19 protein-coding genes are annotated in these 14970 nt (G+C 68.0%); 9 read left to right on the plus strand and 10 right to left on the minus strand.

Going from position 1 to position 14970, the window contains the following annotated elements; all coding sequences use genetic code 11:
• Positions 1–300 precede the first annotated feature (300 nt).
• Positions 301–1077 (plus strand): Ku protein, encoded by a 777-nt coding sequence (locus AB0H93_RS20530; protein ID WP_358574512.1) that lies wholly within the window; start codon positions 301–303, stop codon positions 1075–1077.
• A 162-nt stretch (positions 1078–1239) separates the two neighbouring features.
• Here the strand turns inward: AB0H93_RS20530 and AB0H93_RS20535 are convergent, their stop codons facing one another.
• Positions 1240–1530: a hypothetical protein gene (locus tag AB0H93_RS20535; protein WP_358574514.1), complete on the minus strand. Its 291-nt coding sequence runs from the start codon at positions 1528–1530 to the stop codon at positions 1240–1242.
• Between the two features lie 422 nt (positions 1531–1952).
• On the opposite strand from AB0H93_RS20535, the gene AB0H93_RS20540 reads away from it, so the two are divergent.
• Positions 1953–2312, plus strand: coding sequence for a hypothetical protein (locus AB0H93_RS20540; protein ID WP_358574516.1), 360 nt, complete (start codon positions 1953–1955; stop codon positions 2310–2312).
• Positions 2313–2397: 85 nt separating this feature from the next.
• On the opposite strand, the gene AB0H93_RS20545 is transcribed toward AB0H93_RS20540, so the two are convergent.
• The 5 genes from AB0H93_RS20545 to AB0H93_RS20565 form a co-directional block, all read right to left on the minus strand.
• The gene (locus tag AB0H93_RS20545; RefSeq protein ID WP_358574518.1) at positions 2398–3285 is read right to left on the minus strand and encodes a hypothetical protein; all 888 of its coding nucleotides are present in this window, start codon (positions 3283–3285) and stop codon (positions 2398–2400) included.
• 14 nt (positions 3286–3299) lie between these two features.
• Positions 3300–3806, minus strand: a complete 507-nt coding sequence (locus tag AB0H93_RS20550) for a hypothetical protein (RefSeq protein ID WP_358574520.1) — start codon at positions 3804–3806, stop codon at positions 3300–3302.
• A gap of 372 nt (positions 3807–4178) precedes the next feature.
• Positions 4179–4523 (minus strand): hypothetical protein, encoded by a 345-nt coding sequence (locus tag AB0H93_RS20555; RefSeq protein WP_358574522.1) that lies wholly within the window; start codon positions 4521–4523, stop codon positions 4179–4181.
• Positions 4520–4744, minus strand: a complete 225-nt coding sequence (locus AB0H93_RS20560; protein ID WP_358574524.1) for a hypothetical protein — start codon at positions 4742–4744, stop codon at positions 4520–4522. Before AB0H93_RS20560 ends, AB0H93_RS20555 begins: the two co-directional genes overlap by 4 nt.
• Complete coding sequence (locus AB0H93_RS20565) at positions 4741–4995, minus strand: zinc finger protein (protein ID WP_358574526.1); 255 nt, start codon at positions 4993–4995, stop codon at positions 4741–4743. Before AB0H93_RS20565 ends, AB0H93_RS20560 begins: the two co-directional genes overlap by 4 nt.
• A gap of 188 nt (positions 4996–5183) precedes the next feature.
• On the opposite strand from AB0H93_RS20565, the gene AB0H93_RS20570 reads away from it, so the two are divergent.
• Genes AB0H93_RS20570 through AB0H93_RS20585 form a run of 4 tightly spaced genes read left to right on the plus strand, consistent with a single transcriptional unit; the run spans position 5184 to position 6980 of the window.
• Positions 5184–5390 carry a hypothetical protein gene (locus tag AB0H93_RS20570; RefSeq protein ID WP_358574528.1) on the plus strand — a complete coding sequence of 69 codons (207 nt, stop codon included), beginning with the start codon at positions 5184–5186 and terminating at the stop codon, positions 5388–5390.
• Positions 5390–5908, plus strand: a complete 519-nt coding sequence (locus AB0H93_RS20575) for a DUF6879 family protein (RefSeq protein WP_358574530.1) — start codon at positions 5390–5392, stop codon at positions 5906–5908. Before AB0H93_RS20570 ends, AB0H93_RS20575 begins: the two co-directional genes overlap by 1 nt.
• A 17-nt stretch (positions 5909–5925) precedes the next feature.
• Entirely contained in the window at positions 5926–6789 is an 864-nt protein-coding gene (locus tag AB0H93_RS20580; protein ID WP_358574532.1) for a helix-turn-helix transcriptional regulator, read from the plus strand.
• A 2-nt stretch (positions 6790–6791) separates the two neighbouring features.
• Positions 6792–6980, plus strand: coding sequence for a DUF397 domain-containing protein (locus AB0H93_RS20585; protein ID WP_358574533.1), 189 nt, complete (start codon positions 6792–6794; stop codon positions 6978–6980).
• Between the two features lie 69 nt (positions 6981–7049).
• Here the strand turns inward: AB0H93_RS20585 and AB0H93_RS20590 are convergent, their stop codons facing one another.
• On the minus strand, positions 7050–7265 hold the full coding sequence (locus AB0H93_RS20590; protein WP_358574534.1) for a hypothetical protein: 216 nt from the start codon (positions 7263–7265) through the stop codon (positions 7050–7052).
• Between the two features lie 199 nt (positions 7266–7464).
• Between AB0H93_RS20590 and AB0H93_RS20595 the strand changes: the two genes are divergently transcribed.
• On the plus strand, positions 7465–8679 hold the full coding sequence (locus AB0H93_RS20595; protein WP_358574535.1) for an acetyl-CoA C-acetyltransferase: 1215 nt from the start codon (positions 7465–7467) through the stop codon (positions 8677–8679).
• Between the two features lie 14 nt (positions 8680–8693).
• Entirely contained in the window at positions 8694–10910 is a 2217-nt protein-coding gene (locus AB0H93_RS20600; RefSeq protein ID WP_358574536.1) for a 3-hydroxyacyl-CoA dehydrogenase NAD-binding domain-containing protein, read from the plus strand.
• An 80-nt stretch (positions 10911–10990) separates the two neighbouring features.
• Here the strand turns inward: AB0H93_RS20600 and AB0H93_RS20605 are convergent, their stop codons facing one another.
• The 3 genes from AB0H93_RS20605 to AB0H93_RS20615 all read right to left on the minus strand — a co-directional run bounded on the left by AB0H93_RS20605 (position 10991) and on the right by AB0H93_RS20615 (position 13349).
• Entirely contained in the window at positions 10991–11239 is a 249-nt protein-coding gene (locus AB0H93_RS20605) for a hypothetical protein (protein WP_358574537.1), read from the minus strand.
• Positions 11240–11499: 260 nt separating this feature from the next.
• Entirely contained in the window at positions 11500–12300 is an 801-nt protein-coding gene (locus AB0H93_RS20610; RefSeq protein ID WP_358574539.1) for a hypothetical protein, read from the minus strand.
• A 437-nt stretch (positions 12301–12737) separates the two neighbouring features.
• Positions 12738–13349 (minus strand): TetR/AcrR family transcriptional regulator, encoded by a 612-nt coding sequence (locus AB0H93_RS20615; RefSeq protein ID WP_358574540.1) that lies wholly within the window; start codon positions 13347–13349, stop codon positions 12738–12740.
• Positions 13350–13430: 81 nt separating this feature from the next.
• Here AB0H93_RS20615 and AB0H93_RS20620 point away from each other — a divergent pair, with 81 nt between their 5' ends.
• On the plus strand, positions 13431–14927 hold the full coding sequence (locus tag AB0H93_RS20620; protein ID WP_358574541.1) for an NAD(P)/FAD-dependent oxidoreductase: 1497 nt from the start codon (positions 13431–13433) through the stop codon (positions 14925–14927).
• Positions 14928–14970: the final 43 nt, after the last annotated feature.

A 14970-nucleotide genomic window follows, 5' to 3' on the forward strand; every position in this document is an offset into this window, starting at 1 on the left:
CAGGCAGCGGCGGCATCTGGCACACGTGGTGGCTCCCGCAACCCGCGATCGAGCTGATCACCGATCCACCCGCTCGCCGTGGCTGATCTGCACCAGACGTCGCCGAACGGGACGTTGTGCCCTCCTACGCTCCCCGCGGCGTGCCTCAGGATCGGCGTGCCGGGGCATACCTGGGCACCCGGCGCGAGGCTTGCCCGGGACGGAAGGGCCCGGGAGGGCCCGTCAGTCCACTGCCATCGACGATGACCCGCCCCGGCAAGCCCTCCCTCGGACAGAACCGCCGAACTCGGCAGGTGGGGCATGGTCGCCGTCTGGACAGGAGCGATCACCTTCGGGTTGGTCACCATCGGGTGCACTCTTCACCGAGCGACCCGGGACCGCTCGGTCACCTTCCATCAGGTCCACCGGTGCGGCGGGCGCATCCGCTACCGGAAGTTCTGCGAGCGCGAGTGCCGCGAGGTTCCGACCTCGGAGATCACCAGCGCCTACGACTACGCCGGCCGCCTGGTCGAGCTGACCGACGAGGATTTCGCCAACCTCCCGCTCACCAGCGCCCGCCGGCTGGAGATCGGGCAGTTCGTGCCGATCAAGGACATCGATCCCGTGGCGGTGGGCCGGGCCTACTACGTCCACCCCGAGCCACTGGCCGAACGCGCCTACGCCCTGCTGCGCGACGTACTCGCCGAGACCGACCGGGCCGCGCTCGGCACGCTCTCCCTGCGTGGCCGGGAACGGCTGACGATGCTGCGGCAGGAAGGCAGCCTGCTGGTGGCGCACCTGCTGTACTGGCCGGACGAGATCAACCCCGCCTCGGACCACGTACCCCCGGCCGGGGCCGCGCCGCAGCCCGCCGAGCGGCAGATGGCCAGGACACTGGTCGAGGCGATGTCGGGCGATCTCCACCCGGAGCAGTGGCGAGACCGCTACCGGGACGCCATCGAAGCGCGGATCGCAGACAAGCTGGCCGGCCGCCCCACCGAGCCAGAGGCGGTCGCGGAACCGATGTCGGACCTCGAAGCAGCGCTACGGAAATCGATCAACGAGGCGCGCACCGGACGGAAGCGCCCCGCGTCGTAGCCCTGATCGGGTTCGACGCGGGGCGCGTTCGTAGTTTCCGGGTGATCCCGGGCATGAACAACGGCCGTGACGGGCTTCTTTGCTCAGCGTCACGGCCGCGTCTTGGTCTTTGAGCTCTCCGGCTTCCGCCTGCCCTCTTTCGGGGCGCCGAAGTGTTGCGGATCAGATGAGGTGGATGCGTTCGAGTTCCTTGCCGCCTCGGCGGATCAACACCTCATCGCCGTCGATCTTGGTTGTGCGCCACAGCAGTTCGCCGTACCCGACCAGACGGCGTACTGCTTCGGTGATGCTGACCCCTTCACGCTCGGCCAGCGTCCGCAGCGCTTGCTCAGTTTCGACGTTGATGTTGATAGTGACCTTGCTGCCCCGGGCCGCAGTGGAACCGCCTTCGGCCGAAGCCTCTGGCGCCTTGTCACGGCCGGAACGCGACGTACGCCCTGCAGGCGTAGGCATCGCTGGTCCCCCTTTCCTTCGCTTCACGCGAGTTCCCCGATCGCCGAAAGATGCCCCACTCGCGTGAACAACTTTGGAGCCGTGATCAGTATGGCATGCATGCGCGCGAGATACAGCCCCAGTGCATGCCATCCATGGGGATGAACCATAAATTACTGCGACTACAGTAAGTAGTAATACCTTCAGCAATCCGTAATGGATTGGTAGCATCGCCGTACCCGATCCCCCCATGGATCGGGCTAACACAGTTACAACCTGGTCAGTCGCCCCCGAGCTGCTGGCCCTGAACAGGATTGGAGACCACAGGTGCTTTCAAGCACCCCGTGGGCCGGGACGCCCTCCCCGACATCGGCGACCTGCCCGAAAGTCCTCGCCGGACCGGCGCGGACCGGGGTTCTGGGGGGCCGGACATGAACGCCCCGATGTTCAACTCTGACGATGACCTCGCCGCGCCGCCCCCAGTGACGTGGTACTCCCCCAACGGATCAAGCCCGGAGGCACTTCAGCAGCACATTCAGGAAAACGATTCCCCGCAGGGAGGCGACCTCTACCGGCTGGAGGCTCTCCAGGAGCGCAAGCTGCGCTACAAGCTGGGCCTGGTCGCGTGCATCGTGCTCAGCGTCATCGTGGTCGTCGCTCTCGTGATCGCCTTGATCAGCGCGTTGTCCGGTGACGGAGCCGTCGCCACGTCCTTGCTGCAGACAGTCGCCGGGCCCGCGGCCGGCGCGCTGGCCTCGCTGGCGATGTGCATCGGGCCCGCGATCTTCCGCAATCGCGGTTAGATCGGGCACTGCTGGATGGCCGTGGGACTCGGACCATGCCGAGCCCCACGGCCTTTCGCGTCCCGCCGGACTGTGGTTGCGGCAGTCATCGACGGCCCGCAGTCGCAGGTGCAGCACTGAGCCGCCACATCGCATAGTTGCGGGCGAGTCGGGCCCGGTGCTGCATCCCGGGCCCGTTCTTCGTGACGGCCCAGTGAGTCCACATGCCCGCCAGGTACGCGGCGAACGAGGTCAGGTGCTCGCCGGTGATGTCTGCGAACGCAGTCAGGTTGGCGTGCGCCCATGCTTCCGCCGCGCCGGGCTCGTGGCCTGCTTCGACCAGCCGTAACACCAGATACGCGCCGTCGACCCACGGGGCTGCGGCTCCGGGAAAGCCCCAGTCGATCACGTGTACCGCGCCGTCGGGCTCGATGCGGAACTGCTCGCCGTGCAAGTCGGTGTGCGTGAGCCGGTCGCCGTGGGCCAGCTCGGGCAGCTGCGCCGCCCACTGCCGCATGCCCGCAACGTCCCAGCCCTGCACCACTTCGGGTGCCTGCTCGGCGAGGCGGCCCCACCAGTCGGCAGCGCCCCATCGATCCCGCAGCGACCGCAGTTCCATCGCGGGGCATTCGCCGAGCCGGTCGACGACCTCGGCGACGTGCGGCAGGTCCGGCGAACCAGGAGAAAGGTCGGCCGGTCGGCCGGGCAGGTACTCGAATCCGACCACCAGCCACTCGCCGACGTCTTCGGCGAACACCACCGCGGGCGCGATGCCGGCCGCCAGTTGCCCGGCTGTGATTTCGTTGCGTAGGAACCGCATTCGGCGGCTGACGCCCTCGACGCCCTTGACGAACACCCGCCCGGCGCTGGTGTCCAGCACTGCGGCGAGGTCGCTGTTGCGGCCCACGGTGATCTCGGTGGCCGCCGAGACGGGGCCGACGTGCCCTTCTACGGCGTCCCGTACGTGCTCGGGTAGTTCTTGCCAGGTGGTCACGTCGGCCCGTCTCCTTACCTGACCGGTGGTGGCGTCTGATTCTCGGTGTTTTCGTTGCCGTCGACGCCTGATGCCGCGCAGCAACCGTCCTCGGCGTCACCGGGCGAGCACTTGGCGGCCACGTCGGTCCACAGCTCGCCGTCGACCAGGTAGCCGGCGCGCTGGATCGCCTTCACCGTACGGGCCCGAGCTGCAGCGGGGGTGTCCCTGCCGGGTAGCGCGTTCGGGGCGTCGTTGGGCACGTGGTGAATGAACCGCCCCGCGATCCGGTTGCAGAACTCGGCGTACTCGCGGGTGTAGAGAATGAAGGCGTGCCAGCCCTTGTCGACCTCGGGAGTCGGCGCGAGCGGTTCGCTCACGTGGTCAGCCGAGACGGCGAGGAACGCCAGCGCCTGGTCCATGATGCGTTCGCCGTAGTCGATGGGCACCTGGTGCTCGCCGGCGATGCGGGCGGTAAGCCGGTCGAACAGCGTGGGGTCGATCAGGGTTCGTGCTGCTGTCTGCTCGATGACAGCGGTCATGTGGTCCTCCTGCCAGTACGTGTATTGACTTCGGCCGGTGGATCGATGAGCAGCGGGCGCACTGCCCGCGCTGGTGTCCTCCTTTCTTTCTGGCTGGATCGGCAAGGGGTTCCCCGGCGCGGACCGGGGCCGGTTGCAGCCCAACTGCCGCGCGTCGACCCCTGCCACGGGGCGCTCGGACCAGCGGTCCGTCCCGAATCCGCGACCCGCGCCGCGCCGGGGAGCTGGAGAGGATGGAGCCGGGCCACGTCGGGGGGCTTCCGCAGCCCGACACCATCGGTGTGCCCGGCCACCGCTGGGGGTTGGTGGCACTTGGGCACGTGGTGACGGTGGGGGCACCGGTCGGGGGGAAACTGCGGCGCCCCCACCGAGTCAGATGGCGAGGGATCGCAGCGCGACCAGCAGACGGCGCACCATTCCCGGGTGCTGCTGCATCGCCTCGTGGTCGTCGACCGGTAGGCCGGTCTCGATCAGCGGTAGATGTCGGGTTTCCTCGACAGCGAGCGCGTCGGCGAGGTCGCCGCGCATCACGACCGGCTCGCGCAAACGGTGCCGGCCATGGCCGCGGGTTTCCGCGTCGACTCGCGCCACCAGGTAGGCGACCGTCAACGCGCCCTCGCCGCTACCGGCGTGCCGGGCCGGGGCGTAGTAGAACGTCGCCCACAACGCGAGCCCGCCAATTCCCAGCAGGGCCGTTGCGACGAATGCGGCCGTCACCGGTCTGCCCTCACCGAGTCGACGACAACGCGGCTGCTCTCGATCGCCGTGCTACCGCGCAGCTGTTCCCCCAGCTTGTCCATGCTCTTCGCCAGGTTCAGCAGTTCGGCAGAACTCCAGCGGCCCGCCTCGATGTCGTCGACCGCGTACCCGAGCGCAAAGATCGCGCCCCGGATCGTCGTCGCGAGCTTCGCGAACTTCTGGCGTTCCTCCGGGGTCATCGTGCACTCGCCATCGGCGGCAGCCCGACGCGCGTCCGCACCGCGGCGTTGCAATCCGGGCAGGTGCCCCACAACCACGCGGTGTCGCTGGTCTCGGCGGTGAGGCTCTGCTCGCACAGCGTCGTGATCTCAGTGCCGTCCGGGTAGATCGACGCGCCCGGCGGGTGCTTGTCAGCGCTCGCGTGCCGCTGACCATCAGCCGGAACCCAATGGAAGGGGTGCGGCTGGTACGTCGCGCCAATGCTGGTCATGGCGATGACTGTGACGCCCAACCGAGCAACGAATCAAGCAATTCAAGAAATTTCTGAGCAACTACGCCCAACCGGGGTAGTCATCCTGCGTCGAGTGGAGTCAGGGCCGTGAACGACCCTCGATTGGGCGTTGACCATTGCTTCAGTTGCTTGCAGGATGCTCGATGTTTCGACAATCTGGAGGGGCTATGAAGCTCACGTTCTTGGGGACTACCAGCATCAACGGCTCGTGCCCGAACTTGTACGCCACCGACCGTGGCACCTTTGTCGTGCAGGGCTACAAGATCGACGACCCGGAAGCCCTTGCAGCACTTCGCGAGCGAGGCATGCCGGAAACGGAAACCGCGGTCGAGATTCCCGCCGGACTGCTGCGGTTCGCACCGAAGGACACCTGATGACCCGGCTCGTACGCGGCGCGGACTTCGGGCGGCTGTTCGAGATCTTCACGCGCTCCGCCTGGCGCTGGGAATGCCAACCCGAGTACCGGGAACCACACGAGGCCGAGGCGTTCCGGCAGTTCCTCGCGGGCGAAACGCCCGACATGTCGTTCACTGCGGATTGGCTGGCTAACGTCCGGCAGGCAACCGCAGCGGGGCGGCGCTTCGAACGGGTGCGGGTGCTCACCGAGCCGCTGACCGACTACCTGCGGTTCGAGATGTTCGCGGCACCGGGCAACGCCACGGCGGGCGAAGACATCCGCGTCATGTCGACCACGGCCGCCGTCGAGCACAACCTGCCCGATCACGACTTCTGGTTGTTCGACGACGAGTTGGTCGCGATCATGCACTTCGACGACCACGGCATGATCGCCGCCGAACTGGTCGACGATGCCGGCACCGTGGCGAAGCACAGGAGGTGGCGCGAGATCGCCTGGAGTCATGCGGCACCCTTTGAAACGGTCCTGACCCCCTGACCCGACGAGATGAACCTGTGAGCACACCCGAACGGCACAAGCTCGAATTCGGCGATCGACTCCGCGAACTTCGGGAGCGCGCCGGCTACTCCGGCAGGGAGTTCGCCAGCGCCGCCGGTTGGCAGCCGTCCAAGATCTCCAAGATCGAGAACGGCAGGCAGCTCCCGACCGACGCCGATCTGCTGATCTGGGTGCGACTCACCGAAGTTCCGGAGCCGAGGGCCACTGAGTTCCGCGACGAGTTGCGGACGATCCGGCTGGAGTCCTCCAGCTGGAAGCGGCAGCTGCGTACCGGGCACCGGCGACGGCAAGAGCGTAGTCGCGGTATCGAGGCCGAAGCAGGCACGATCCGCGCGTTCGAGCTCGTCGTCGTGCCCGGTCTCGTGCAGACCGCCGACTACGCCCGCCACGTGTTCAGTTCGGCCGCCGCGCTACAGCAGGTGCCGCACGACACCGACGCCGCCGTGCAGGTTCGCCTGGAGCGGCAGCACGCGCTCTACGACTCGGCCAAACACGTCGAACTGCTCATCGCCGAGTCGGCCCTGCGGTACTTCGCCTGCCCGCCGCAGACGATGGTGGCGCAGATCGACCGGCTGATAGCCCTGTGCGGATTGGCAACCGTCCGGTTCGGCATCATCCCGCTCAACACCCGGTTGCCTCACATCCCGGCCAGCGGATTCTGGATCATCGGCGACACCGTGTTCGTCGAAACCGTCAACACCGAGATCAGCACGGACGACCCCGACGACGTCGCTCTTTACAACCGGCTCGCCGACAGCCTGTGGCAGGCCGCGGTCGAAGGCGATGATGCGCGACGGCTGCTCGTGCAGATCTCCACGGATATCGCCCAGCTACCCGATCCACCGAGTACGAAGGACTGACCGTGTTCACCAACTGGCGCAAGTCCACCAAGAGCCTGCACAACCCCGAACAGTGCGTCGAGGTCGGTACCGCCCCCAACGCGACCGGCGTGCGCGACACCAAGGACCGCGACGGCGGCCTGCTCAGCTTCACCAAGGAGCGCTGGACGGACTTCCTCGCCGCGGTGAAGGCGGACGAGTTCAACGCTTGAACCACGACACCGCGAACAGCCCCCGGCATTCCTGCTGCCGGGGGCTGTTCCATTCCGTACGTTGCTCGGTCAGCGTTTGAGCTCTGGCCGATCAATTCGGGTTGCTCTCGCCCGCACGGTTCCCGCTTGCGGCAACCGCACCTCGAGGTAGCGACGGACCCCGAACCCGTTGCGCATCGGGTAGTCGCGCTCCCCGCCGGCCACGTCCAGCACCGTCTCCAGCGCCGCCTGGATCGCTTCGGCCTCTGCCGAGCTGTCCGCCATGATCCGGATTCGAGCTGTCACCGGCCCACCTCGCTCAGCTCCAGGTGGTAGGACTGGCAGCAGGCGATTGGTGACCTGCTCGAATGCTCGTGAAGCATGCTTGCCCCATATCTGCCCCAGAAGAGAGGGCTAACGGGCAGGTTAAGAGCATCTTGACTGTGACAGTGTTGGTGTCACACTCTGGGTGGAGCACCTGCCGCAACGAGGAGGCACGCCACACATGTCCGAGGCGTTCGTCTACGACGCGATCCGCACACCACGCGGTCGCGGCAAGAAAACCGGGTCGCTGCACGGGGTGAAGCCGATCAGCCTGGTGGTGGGCCTGATCCAGGAGCTGCAGCGCCGCCACCCGGACCTGGACCCCGCGCTGATCGACGACGTCGTGCTCGGCGTGGTCTCGCCCGTCGCCGACCAGGGCGGCGACATCGCCAAGACCGCCGCGCTGGCCGCGGGCCTGCCCGACACCGTCAGCGGCGTGCAGATCAACCGCTTCTGCGCGTCCGGCCTGGAGGCCGTCAACATCGCCGCCCAGAAGGTGCGTTCCGGCTGGGAGGACGCCGTGCTCGCCGGCGGCGTCGAATCCATGTCCCGGGTGTCGATGGGCTCCGACGGCGGAGCCTGGGCGATGGACCCCGAAACGAACTTCGCCACCTCCTTCGTGCCGCAGGGCATCGGCGCCGACCTGATCGCCACCATCGAAGGCTTCGATAGGTCCACTGTGGACGCCTATGCCGCCGAGTCGCAGACCCGCGCCGCCAAGGCCTGGGCCGACGGCCGCTTCGCCCGCTCCGTGGTCCCGGTGACCGACCGCAACGGCGTCACCGTCCTCGACCGCGACGAACACATCCGCGCCAACACCACGGCCGACAGCCTCGGCGGGCTGAAGTCGTCCTTCGCCGACATCGGCGAGCTCGGCGGATTCGACGCCGTCGCGCTGCAGAAGTACCACTGGGTGGAGCGCATCGACCACGTCCACACGGCCGGCAACTCCTCCGGCATCGTCGACGGCGCCGCGCTGGCGCTGATCGGCAGCGAATCCCTCGGCGAACGCACCGGGCTGCGCCCCCGCGCCCGGATCGTCGCCGCGGCGCTCAGCGGCGCCGATCCGACGATCATGCTGACCGGCCCCGGCCCGGCGGTCCGCAAGGCGCTGGCCAAGGCCGACCTGAGCATCGACCAGATCGACCTGATCGAGATCAACGAGGCCTTCGCCGCGGTCCCGCTGAAGTTCATGAAGGAATTCGGCGTCGCCCACGACAAGGTCAACGTCAACGGCGGGGCCATCGCCATGGGCCACCCGCTGGGCGCCACCGGGGCGATGATCCTGGGCACCCTCATCGATGAGCTGGAACGCCGCAACCGGCGCTACGGCCTGGCCACGCTCTGCATCGGAGGCGGCATGGGGATCGCGACTGTCGTCGAACGGATCGGCTGAAGGACACATCACACATGAGCGAGCAGAACACCATCCGCTGGGAGTCCGACGCCGACGGCATCGTCGTGCTGACCCTGGATGACCCGCAGCAGCAGGCCAACACCATGAACGAGCGCTACCAGCGCTCCATGGACGAAACCCTGCAGCGCCTGGAAGCCGAGCGCGACAACATCACCGGCGTCGTCCTCACTTCCGCGAAAAGCACCTTCTTCGCCGGCGGTGACCTGCGCGAACTGGTCCAGGCCCGCCCCGGCGACGCCGAACGGGTCGCCGAAACCACCACCGGCGTCAAACGGCAGCTCCGCCGCCTCGAAACCCTCGGCGTGCCGGTGGTCGCCGCGCTCAACGGCACCGCCCTCGGCGGCGGCCTGGAGATCGCGCTGGCCTGCCACCACCGCATCGCGCTGAAGGACCCCAAAGCCCGCTTCGGTTTCCCCGAGGTCACCCTCGGCCTGCTGCCCGGCGCCGGCGGCGTGGTCCGCACGGTCCGCCTGCTGGGCATCGCCGACGCGCTGCTGAACGTGCTGCTGCAGGGCCAGCGGCTGCGCCCGGAGAAGGCCGCGGAGATCGGCATCGTCGACGAGCTCGTCGACACGCCGGAGCAGCTGATCGCGGCCGCCAAGGACTGGATCAAGGCCAACCCCGAGGCGGCACAACCCTGGGACCGGCCGGGACACAAGATTCCCGGTGGCACGCCGTCGAACCCGAAGTTCGCCGCCAACCTCCCAGCGTTCCCCGCGAACCTCCGCAAGCAGCTCAAGGGCGCGCCGCTGCCCGCCCCGCGCAACATCCTCGCGGCCGCGGTGGAAGGCGCGCAGGTCGACTTCGACACCGCGCTCGCCATCGAGGGCCGCTACTTCGTGGAGCTGGTCTGCGGCCAGACCGCCAAGAACATGAGCAAGGCGTTCTTCTTCGACCTCCAGCACATCAACTCCGGCGGCAGCCGCCCGGACGGCGAACCCGAATGGCGCGCGAAGAAGGTCGCGGTGCTCGGCGGCGGCATGATGGGCGCGGGCATCGCCTACGTGTGCGCCAAGGCCGGCATGCAGGTCGTGCTCAAGGACATCTCGCTCGCGGCGGCGGAGAAGGGCAAGGACTACTCGGCGAAGCTGCTGGAGAAGGCCATCGCCAAGGGGCGTTCGACGCAGGCCAAGGCGGACGAGCTGCTGGCCCGGATCACGCCCACCGACCAGATCGACCCGATGACCGGCTGCGACCTCGTCATCGAGGCCGTCTTCGAAGACCCGAAGATCAAGCACCAGGTGTACTCGGAGGTGCAGGAGGTAATCGACGGCGACGCGCTGATCGCCTCCAACACCTCCACGCTGCCGATCACCGACCTCGCCGAGGGCGTGCGCCGCCGCGAGGACTTCATCGGCCTGCACTTCTTCTCCCCGGTCGACAAGATGCCGCTGGTCGAGATCATCTGCGGCGAGCACACCAGCGACCGGGCCCTGGCGCGCGCGTTCGACGTGGTGCAGCAGATCAACAAGACGCCGATCGTGGTCAACGACAGCCGCGGCTTCTTCACCAGCCGCGTCATCGGCACGTTCGTCAACGAGGGCGTCTCGATGCTCGCCGAAGGCGTGCACCCGGCGTCCATCGAGCAGGCCTCCGCGCAGGCCGGATTCCCGGCGCCCGTCCTGCAGCTGTTCGACGAGCTGACCTTGACGCTGCCACGCAAGATCCGCGACGAGACCAGGCGCGCCGTCGAGGCCGCCGGCGGGACCTGGACGCCGCACCCGGCCGAGCTGGTGCTGGACCGCATGGTCGACGAGTTCGACCGCAAGGGCCGCTCCAGCGGCGCCGGTTTCTACGACTACGCCGATGGCAAGCGGGTCGGGCTGTGGCCGGGACTGGCCGAGCACTTCGGCTCGGCCGAGCGTGATCCGTCCGAGGTGAGCCTGACCGACCTCAAGGAACGGATGCTGTTCGTGGAGGCGCTGGAAACGGTCAAGTGCCTCGACGAGGGCGTGCTGCGGTCGGTGCCGGACGCCAACATCGGCTCGATCTTCGGCATCGGGTTCCCCGCCTGGACCGGCGGAGTCGTGCAGTACATGAACGGCTACTCGGGCGGGCTGGCCGGATTCGTCGCGCGCTGCCGGGAACTGGCGGACCGCTACGGCGAGCGGTTCGAGCCGCCGGCCTCCCTGATCCGCCGCGCAGAGGCGGGGGAGCCGTTCGACCTCGGCGAACCCGACGGGGACATCGTCGCCGCCACGGCGGCGTGACGAGCGAGGCTTCGCAGCCGTCGAACTCGCGGACGTGAAAAGGCGCCGGGCCAACGCGGGCCCGGCGCCTTTTCCGCTGCTCAGCGCTTGGGGTGGTCGACGATCGGCGCGTTGACGCAGTGGTTGATCTGCGGCGACAGGATCGGGACCACGGCGCCGAGGACGGCAACGTTGTTGCCGCACAACTGCACCGGAACGGCGCTGACGTTGTTGTCGTCGAGCAGGTTGATGCCGTTGTTGTTCGCGCTGTCGGCGAAGGCCGGGGAGGCGATGGCCATCATCGCAGCGGCGGCTGCGGCAACACCAGCAATACGAGCACCGGTACGCACTGTGCTTCTCCTTAGGTGACTGAACATTGCGGGTTCATCCCTTGCGGCGACCGGGAAAACGCGGGAACAGGCCCCGTGCAACGGCGACCGCGCGGCAGAGTTTGCGCCATGCCCGCAGGCGAAGTCGAACCGCTCCGGGCGTGTTCCGGCAAGTTCCCACGATGGAGTGAGAAATCCATTGTGGAGCGTTACTTGTTCGTTGTGCGGAAACGAAAAAGTGGTCCCGGAACGATGTCCGGGACCACTTGATCCGATCGTGCTCAGCGCAGCGCGCGGGCCACGTCGCCGATCGACGGGAGCTGACCGGTGATCCGGTGCACCGGAGCCTTAGGAAGGCCGCCGGTGACCTGCTGCGCGACGTCCCTCGCGCCGCCGCCGAGGCCGCTGTTGAGCTCCGACGTCACCGGGGTCTTCTCGATCGCAGGCACGAGCTTCTCGGGCTGCGGCAGGGCGACCTGATTACCGGAGTTCTGCAGCGGGTTGCGCTCCAGAGCGGGGGCGACCGCGCCGACCGGGTTGGCCAGCGGTTCCGTCGCGTAGCCCTGGGCCGCGGTCAGGTCGACCGCGGTGTCCAGCGTGGACATGCCCTGGTGTCCGGGCTCGCGCGGCCCCACCTCGGCGTCCAGCAGCGTGGCTTCCGGAATGCGTCCGGAGGCCACACCGAGGTGGTCCGGGGTCACCGAGCCGCCGATGGTCGGGCGGGTCTTCGCCATCTGCTCGACGCGGGTGGTCTCGGCGAAGACGTGGCCGAGCACCCGGTTCGGCTTGCCGGGCGCGAGCACCGGGCGGCCGTCCCGCAACTCACCGCCAATCCCGTGGCCGGTGGTGGTGATGTCCGCGCCCACCTTCTTGACCAGGTTCGGGGTGTTCGCGTACAGCTGGGTGTCCGCGCACGGAGCCTTCGTCGGGCTGTACCCGGGCCCGTTCTGCATCTGGCAGGCGTTCAACGGGGCGAGGACCCCGATGTTGTCCGGAACGGACGACAGGTCCGGCTTCGGGAGGTCGGTGCTCTCCGCGGCAGAGGCGGCACCGGTCCCGACTGCGGCGAACCCCGCGGCCACAACGGCTGCCTTTACTGTGCGCGTGGTCCAGGGGCGCAAACTGTTCTCCTTGGGTCTGACGTGTTGGCACGGCTGACTCGGTATCGGAGAACGTCCGGTGGATCTTGACCCCCAACTCTCGATCACCGCCCGAACGAGTGAAATTCGAGAGGTGCGACCCGCTGCTCAGGTCAGAACCTCGGCCCCTGCTGCCCGGCATTCCGACCCCGCGACCTCGCGCCGACAACACACTCGCGGCGCTCCAGTTCGGGGACGGATGACAGGAAGGTTCCCATGCTCCAAGGGTGCGGGCGTGCGCTCGGCGTGAGGTGACAGGAAGGTTCCCATGCTCCAAAGGCGCAGCCCTGCGCTCGGCGTGGAGTGACAGGAAGGTTCCCATGCTCCAACCGGCGCCCCCGGGGCCATCGGCGGCTGGGTCGCCTTGCGGGCGGGTGGTGTCAGGGGACCGGGGTGAGGCTCGGGGCGAACAGCGCCATCAGGTGTCCGGTGGCTTGTTCGGCGGTGATCTCCGGGCGGCGGTCCCGCCACAGGGCGAGGCGTTCGCAGGCGCCGATGATCGCCTCCGCGAACGCCTCCAGCTGCACCGGATCGAGGTCGGGGCGCGCGGCGCCCATCAGCCCCGAGGTGAACTCCATCTGCTGCATGCGGATCGATTCCAGCTCGCTGCTCACCGATGAGCTCGGCACCGCGGACTCGTTGCGCAGCAGCGCCCACGCCTGGGCGTGGTCGTCGCTGAACTTGAAGAAGGCCAGCAGGCAGTCGTGCAGCAGTTGCTCGGGGGTGGCTGCGCCGGCCGCCGCGACCGTGGTCGCTTCCAGCAGCTCGCGCTTGGCCCGCTGCAGGCAGGCGAGCAGCAGCCCTTCTTTGGAGCCGAAGTACTCGTAGAGCATCGGCTTGGACAGGCCGACCCGTGCCGCGATGTCGTCCATGGACGTGCCCTGGTAACCGTCCGCCGCGAACACCTGCTCGGCGACGGCGAGGATCTGGCGTTCCCGCTCGGCTCGGGGCATCCGCTTGCGTCCGGTGGTCGGTGCCTGCTGCGTCTCCACGGAAACACCCTACCGCAAGTAACCTACTCGTAGTAAGCTACTGCCGGGTAGTCAGTCGTTCCGGTGTCGGAGGAGGACCTGATGGTGCAACGGCAAACGCAGGACCAGCGCAAATACCGGACTTCGGTGATCATCGTCGGGACCGGCTTCTCCGGGCTCGGGATGGCGATCAGGCTCAAGCAGGCCGGGATCAGCGACTTCATCGTGCTGGAGAAGTCCGCCGACCTCGGCGGCACCTGGCGGGACAACACCTACCCGGGCTGCGCCTGCGACGTGCCGTCCCTGATGTACTCGTTCTCCTTCGAGCAGAACCCGTCCTGGTCCCGGATGTTCGCCAGGCAGGGCGAGATCTCCGACTACCTGCAGCACTGCGCGGACAAGTACCGGGTCCGCGACCACATCCACTACGGCGTCGAGTTCACCGGCGCCGAGTACGACGAGGACGCCAACACCTGGACGGTGTCCACTGCGGACGGAACCGAGTACGAAGGCCGCGCGCTGGTGTCCGGCGTCGGCGCCTTGCACATCCCGAGCTACCCGGAACTGCCCGGCGTGGAAGGCTTCGAGGGCGAGGTGTTCCACTCCGCGGAGTGGAACCACGACTTCGACCTGGCGGGCAAGCGGGTCGCGGTGATCGGCACCGGGGCTAGCGCCATCCAGTTCGTGCCGCGCATCGCCAAGGAAGTGGCGCAGCTGCACCTGTTCCAGCGCACCCCGCCGTGGATCCAGCCCAAGCCCGACCGGCCCATCCCGGAGTCGGTGCAGCGCCTGTTCCGCAACGCCCCGCTGGTCCAGCGGGCCGCCCGCTCGGCGCTGTACTGGACTCTCGAAGCGCGCTACTTCGCGGTGTTCAACCGCCGCCTCGGCAAGTTCGCCGAGCAGCTGTCCAAGCGGTACATCCGCAAGGCGGTCAAGGACCCGAAGGTGCGCGCCGCGGTGACCCCGGACTACGCCATGGGCTGCAAGCGGATCCTGCTCTCCAGTGACTACTACCCGGCGCTCAACAGGTCCAACGTGGACCTCGTGACCAGCGGGGTGGCCGAGGTCCGGTCGCGATCCGTGGTCACCGGCGACGGCGAGGAGCACGAGGTCGACGCGATCATCTACGGCACCGGCTTCCACGTCACCGACGCGTTCGACCACCTGAGCATCGTCGGCCGCGACGGGCGCAAGCTGCAGGACGCCTGGCGCAACGGGATGGAGGCCTACCTCGGCATGACCGTCTCCGGCTTCCCGAACCTGTTCTTCCTGCTGGGGCCCAACACCGGGCTCGGGCACAACTCCGTGGTGTTCATGATCGAGTCGCAGATCAACTACGTACTCAGCTGCCTGCGGCCGATCTGCCGCGACGAGATCGGGCAGATCGACGTGCGGAAGTCGGTGCAGGACGCCTTCAACGCCGAGATCCAGTCGGAACTGGCCGACGAGGTGTGGTCGGCCGGCGGGTGCCGGAGCTGGTACCTCGACGAGAACGGCGTCAACCGCACGATCTGGCCCGGATTCACCTGGAAGTACTGGCAGCGCACCCGGAAGGCCGACCTCGCGGACTACGAGACGACCGCCGGTCGATCCCGTTGAAGCTTCGCACGGGCGTTCGATATAGTGGTGGCGTCACTGTCGA

It is taken from the genome of Saccharopolyspora sp. NPDC050642 (assembly GCF_040654735.1).
GTDB lineage: Bacteria > Actinomycetota > Actinomycetes > Mycobacteriales > Pseudonocardiaceae > Saccharopolyspora > Saccharopolyspora elongata.

What these genes read in the sequence shown, in the direction of transcription:
- AB0H93_RS20530 (WP_358574512.1), top strand. Translation starts at nt 301, where the DNA reads ATGGTCGCCGTCTGGACAGGAGCGATCACCTTCGGGTTGGTCACCATC.
- AB0H93_RS20535 (WP_358574514.1), bottom strand. Translation starts at nt 1,530, where the DNA reads ATGCCTACGCCTGCAGGGCGTACGTCGCGTTCCGGCCGTGACAAGGCG.
- AB0H93_RS20540 (WP_358574516.1), top strand. Translation starts at nt 1,953, where the DNA reads ATGTTCAACTCTGACGATGACCTCGCCGCGCCGCCCCCAGTGACGTGG.
- AB0H93_RS20550 (WP_358574520.1), bottom strand. Translation starts at nt 3,806, where the DNA reads ATGACCGCTGTCATCGAGCAGACAGCAGCACGAACCCTGATCGACCCC.
- AB0H93_RS20560 (WP_358574524.1), bottom strand. Translation starts at nt 4,744, where the DNA reads ATGACCCCGGAGGAACGCCAGAAGTTCGCGAAGCTCGCGACGACGATC.
- AB0H93_RS20565 (WP_358574526.1), bottom strand. Translation starts at nt 4,995, where the DNA reads ATGACCAGCATTGGCGCGACGTACCAGCCGCACCCCTTCCATTGGGTT.
- AB0H93_RS20570 (WP_358574528.1), top strand. Translation starts at nt 5,184, where the DNA reads ATGAAGCTCACGTTCTTGGGGACTACCAGCATCAACGGCTCGTGCCCG.
- AB0H93_RS20575 (WP_358574530.1), top strand. Translation starts at nt 5,390, where the DNA reads ATGACCCGGCTCGTACGCGGCGCGGACTTCGGGCGGCTGTTCGAGATC.
- AB0H93_RS20595 (WP_358574535.1), top strand. Translation starts at nt 7,465, where the DNA reads ATGTCCGAGGCGTTCGTCTACGACGCGATCCGCACACCACGCGGTCGC.
- AB0H93_RS20600 (WP_358574536.1), top strand. Translation starts at nt 8,694, where the DNA reads ATGAGCGAGCAGAACACCATCCGCTGGGAGTCCGACGCCGACGGCATC.
- AB0H93_RS20620 (WP_358574541.1), top strand. Translation starts at nt 13,431, where the DNA reads ATGGTGCAACGGCAAACGCAGGACCAGCGCAAATACCGGACTTCGGTG.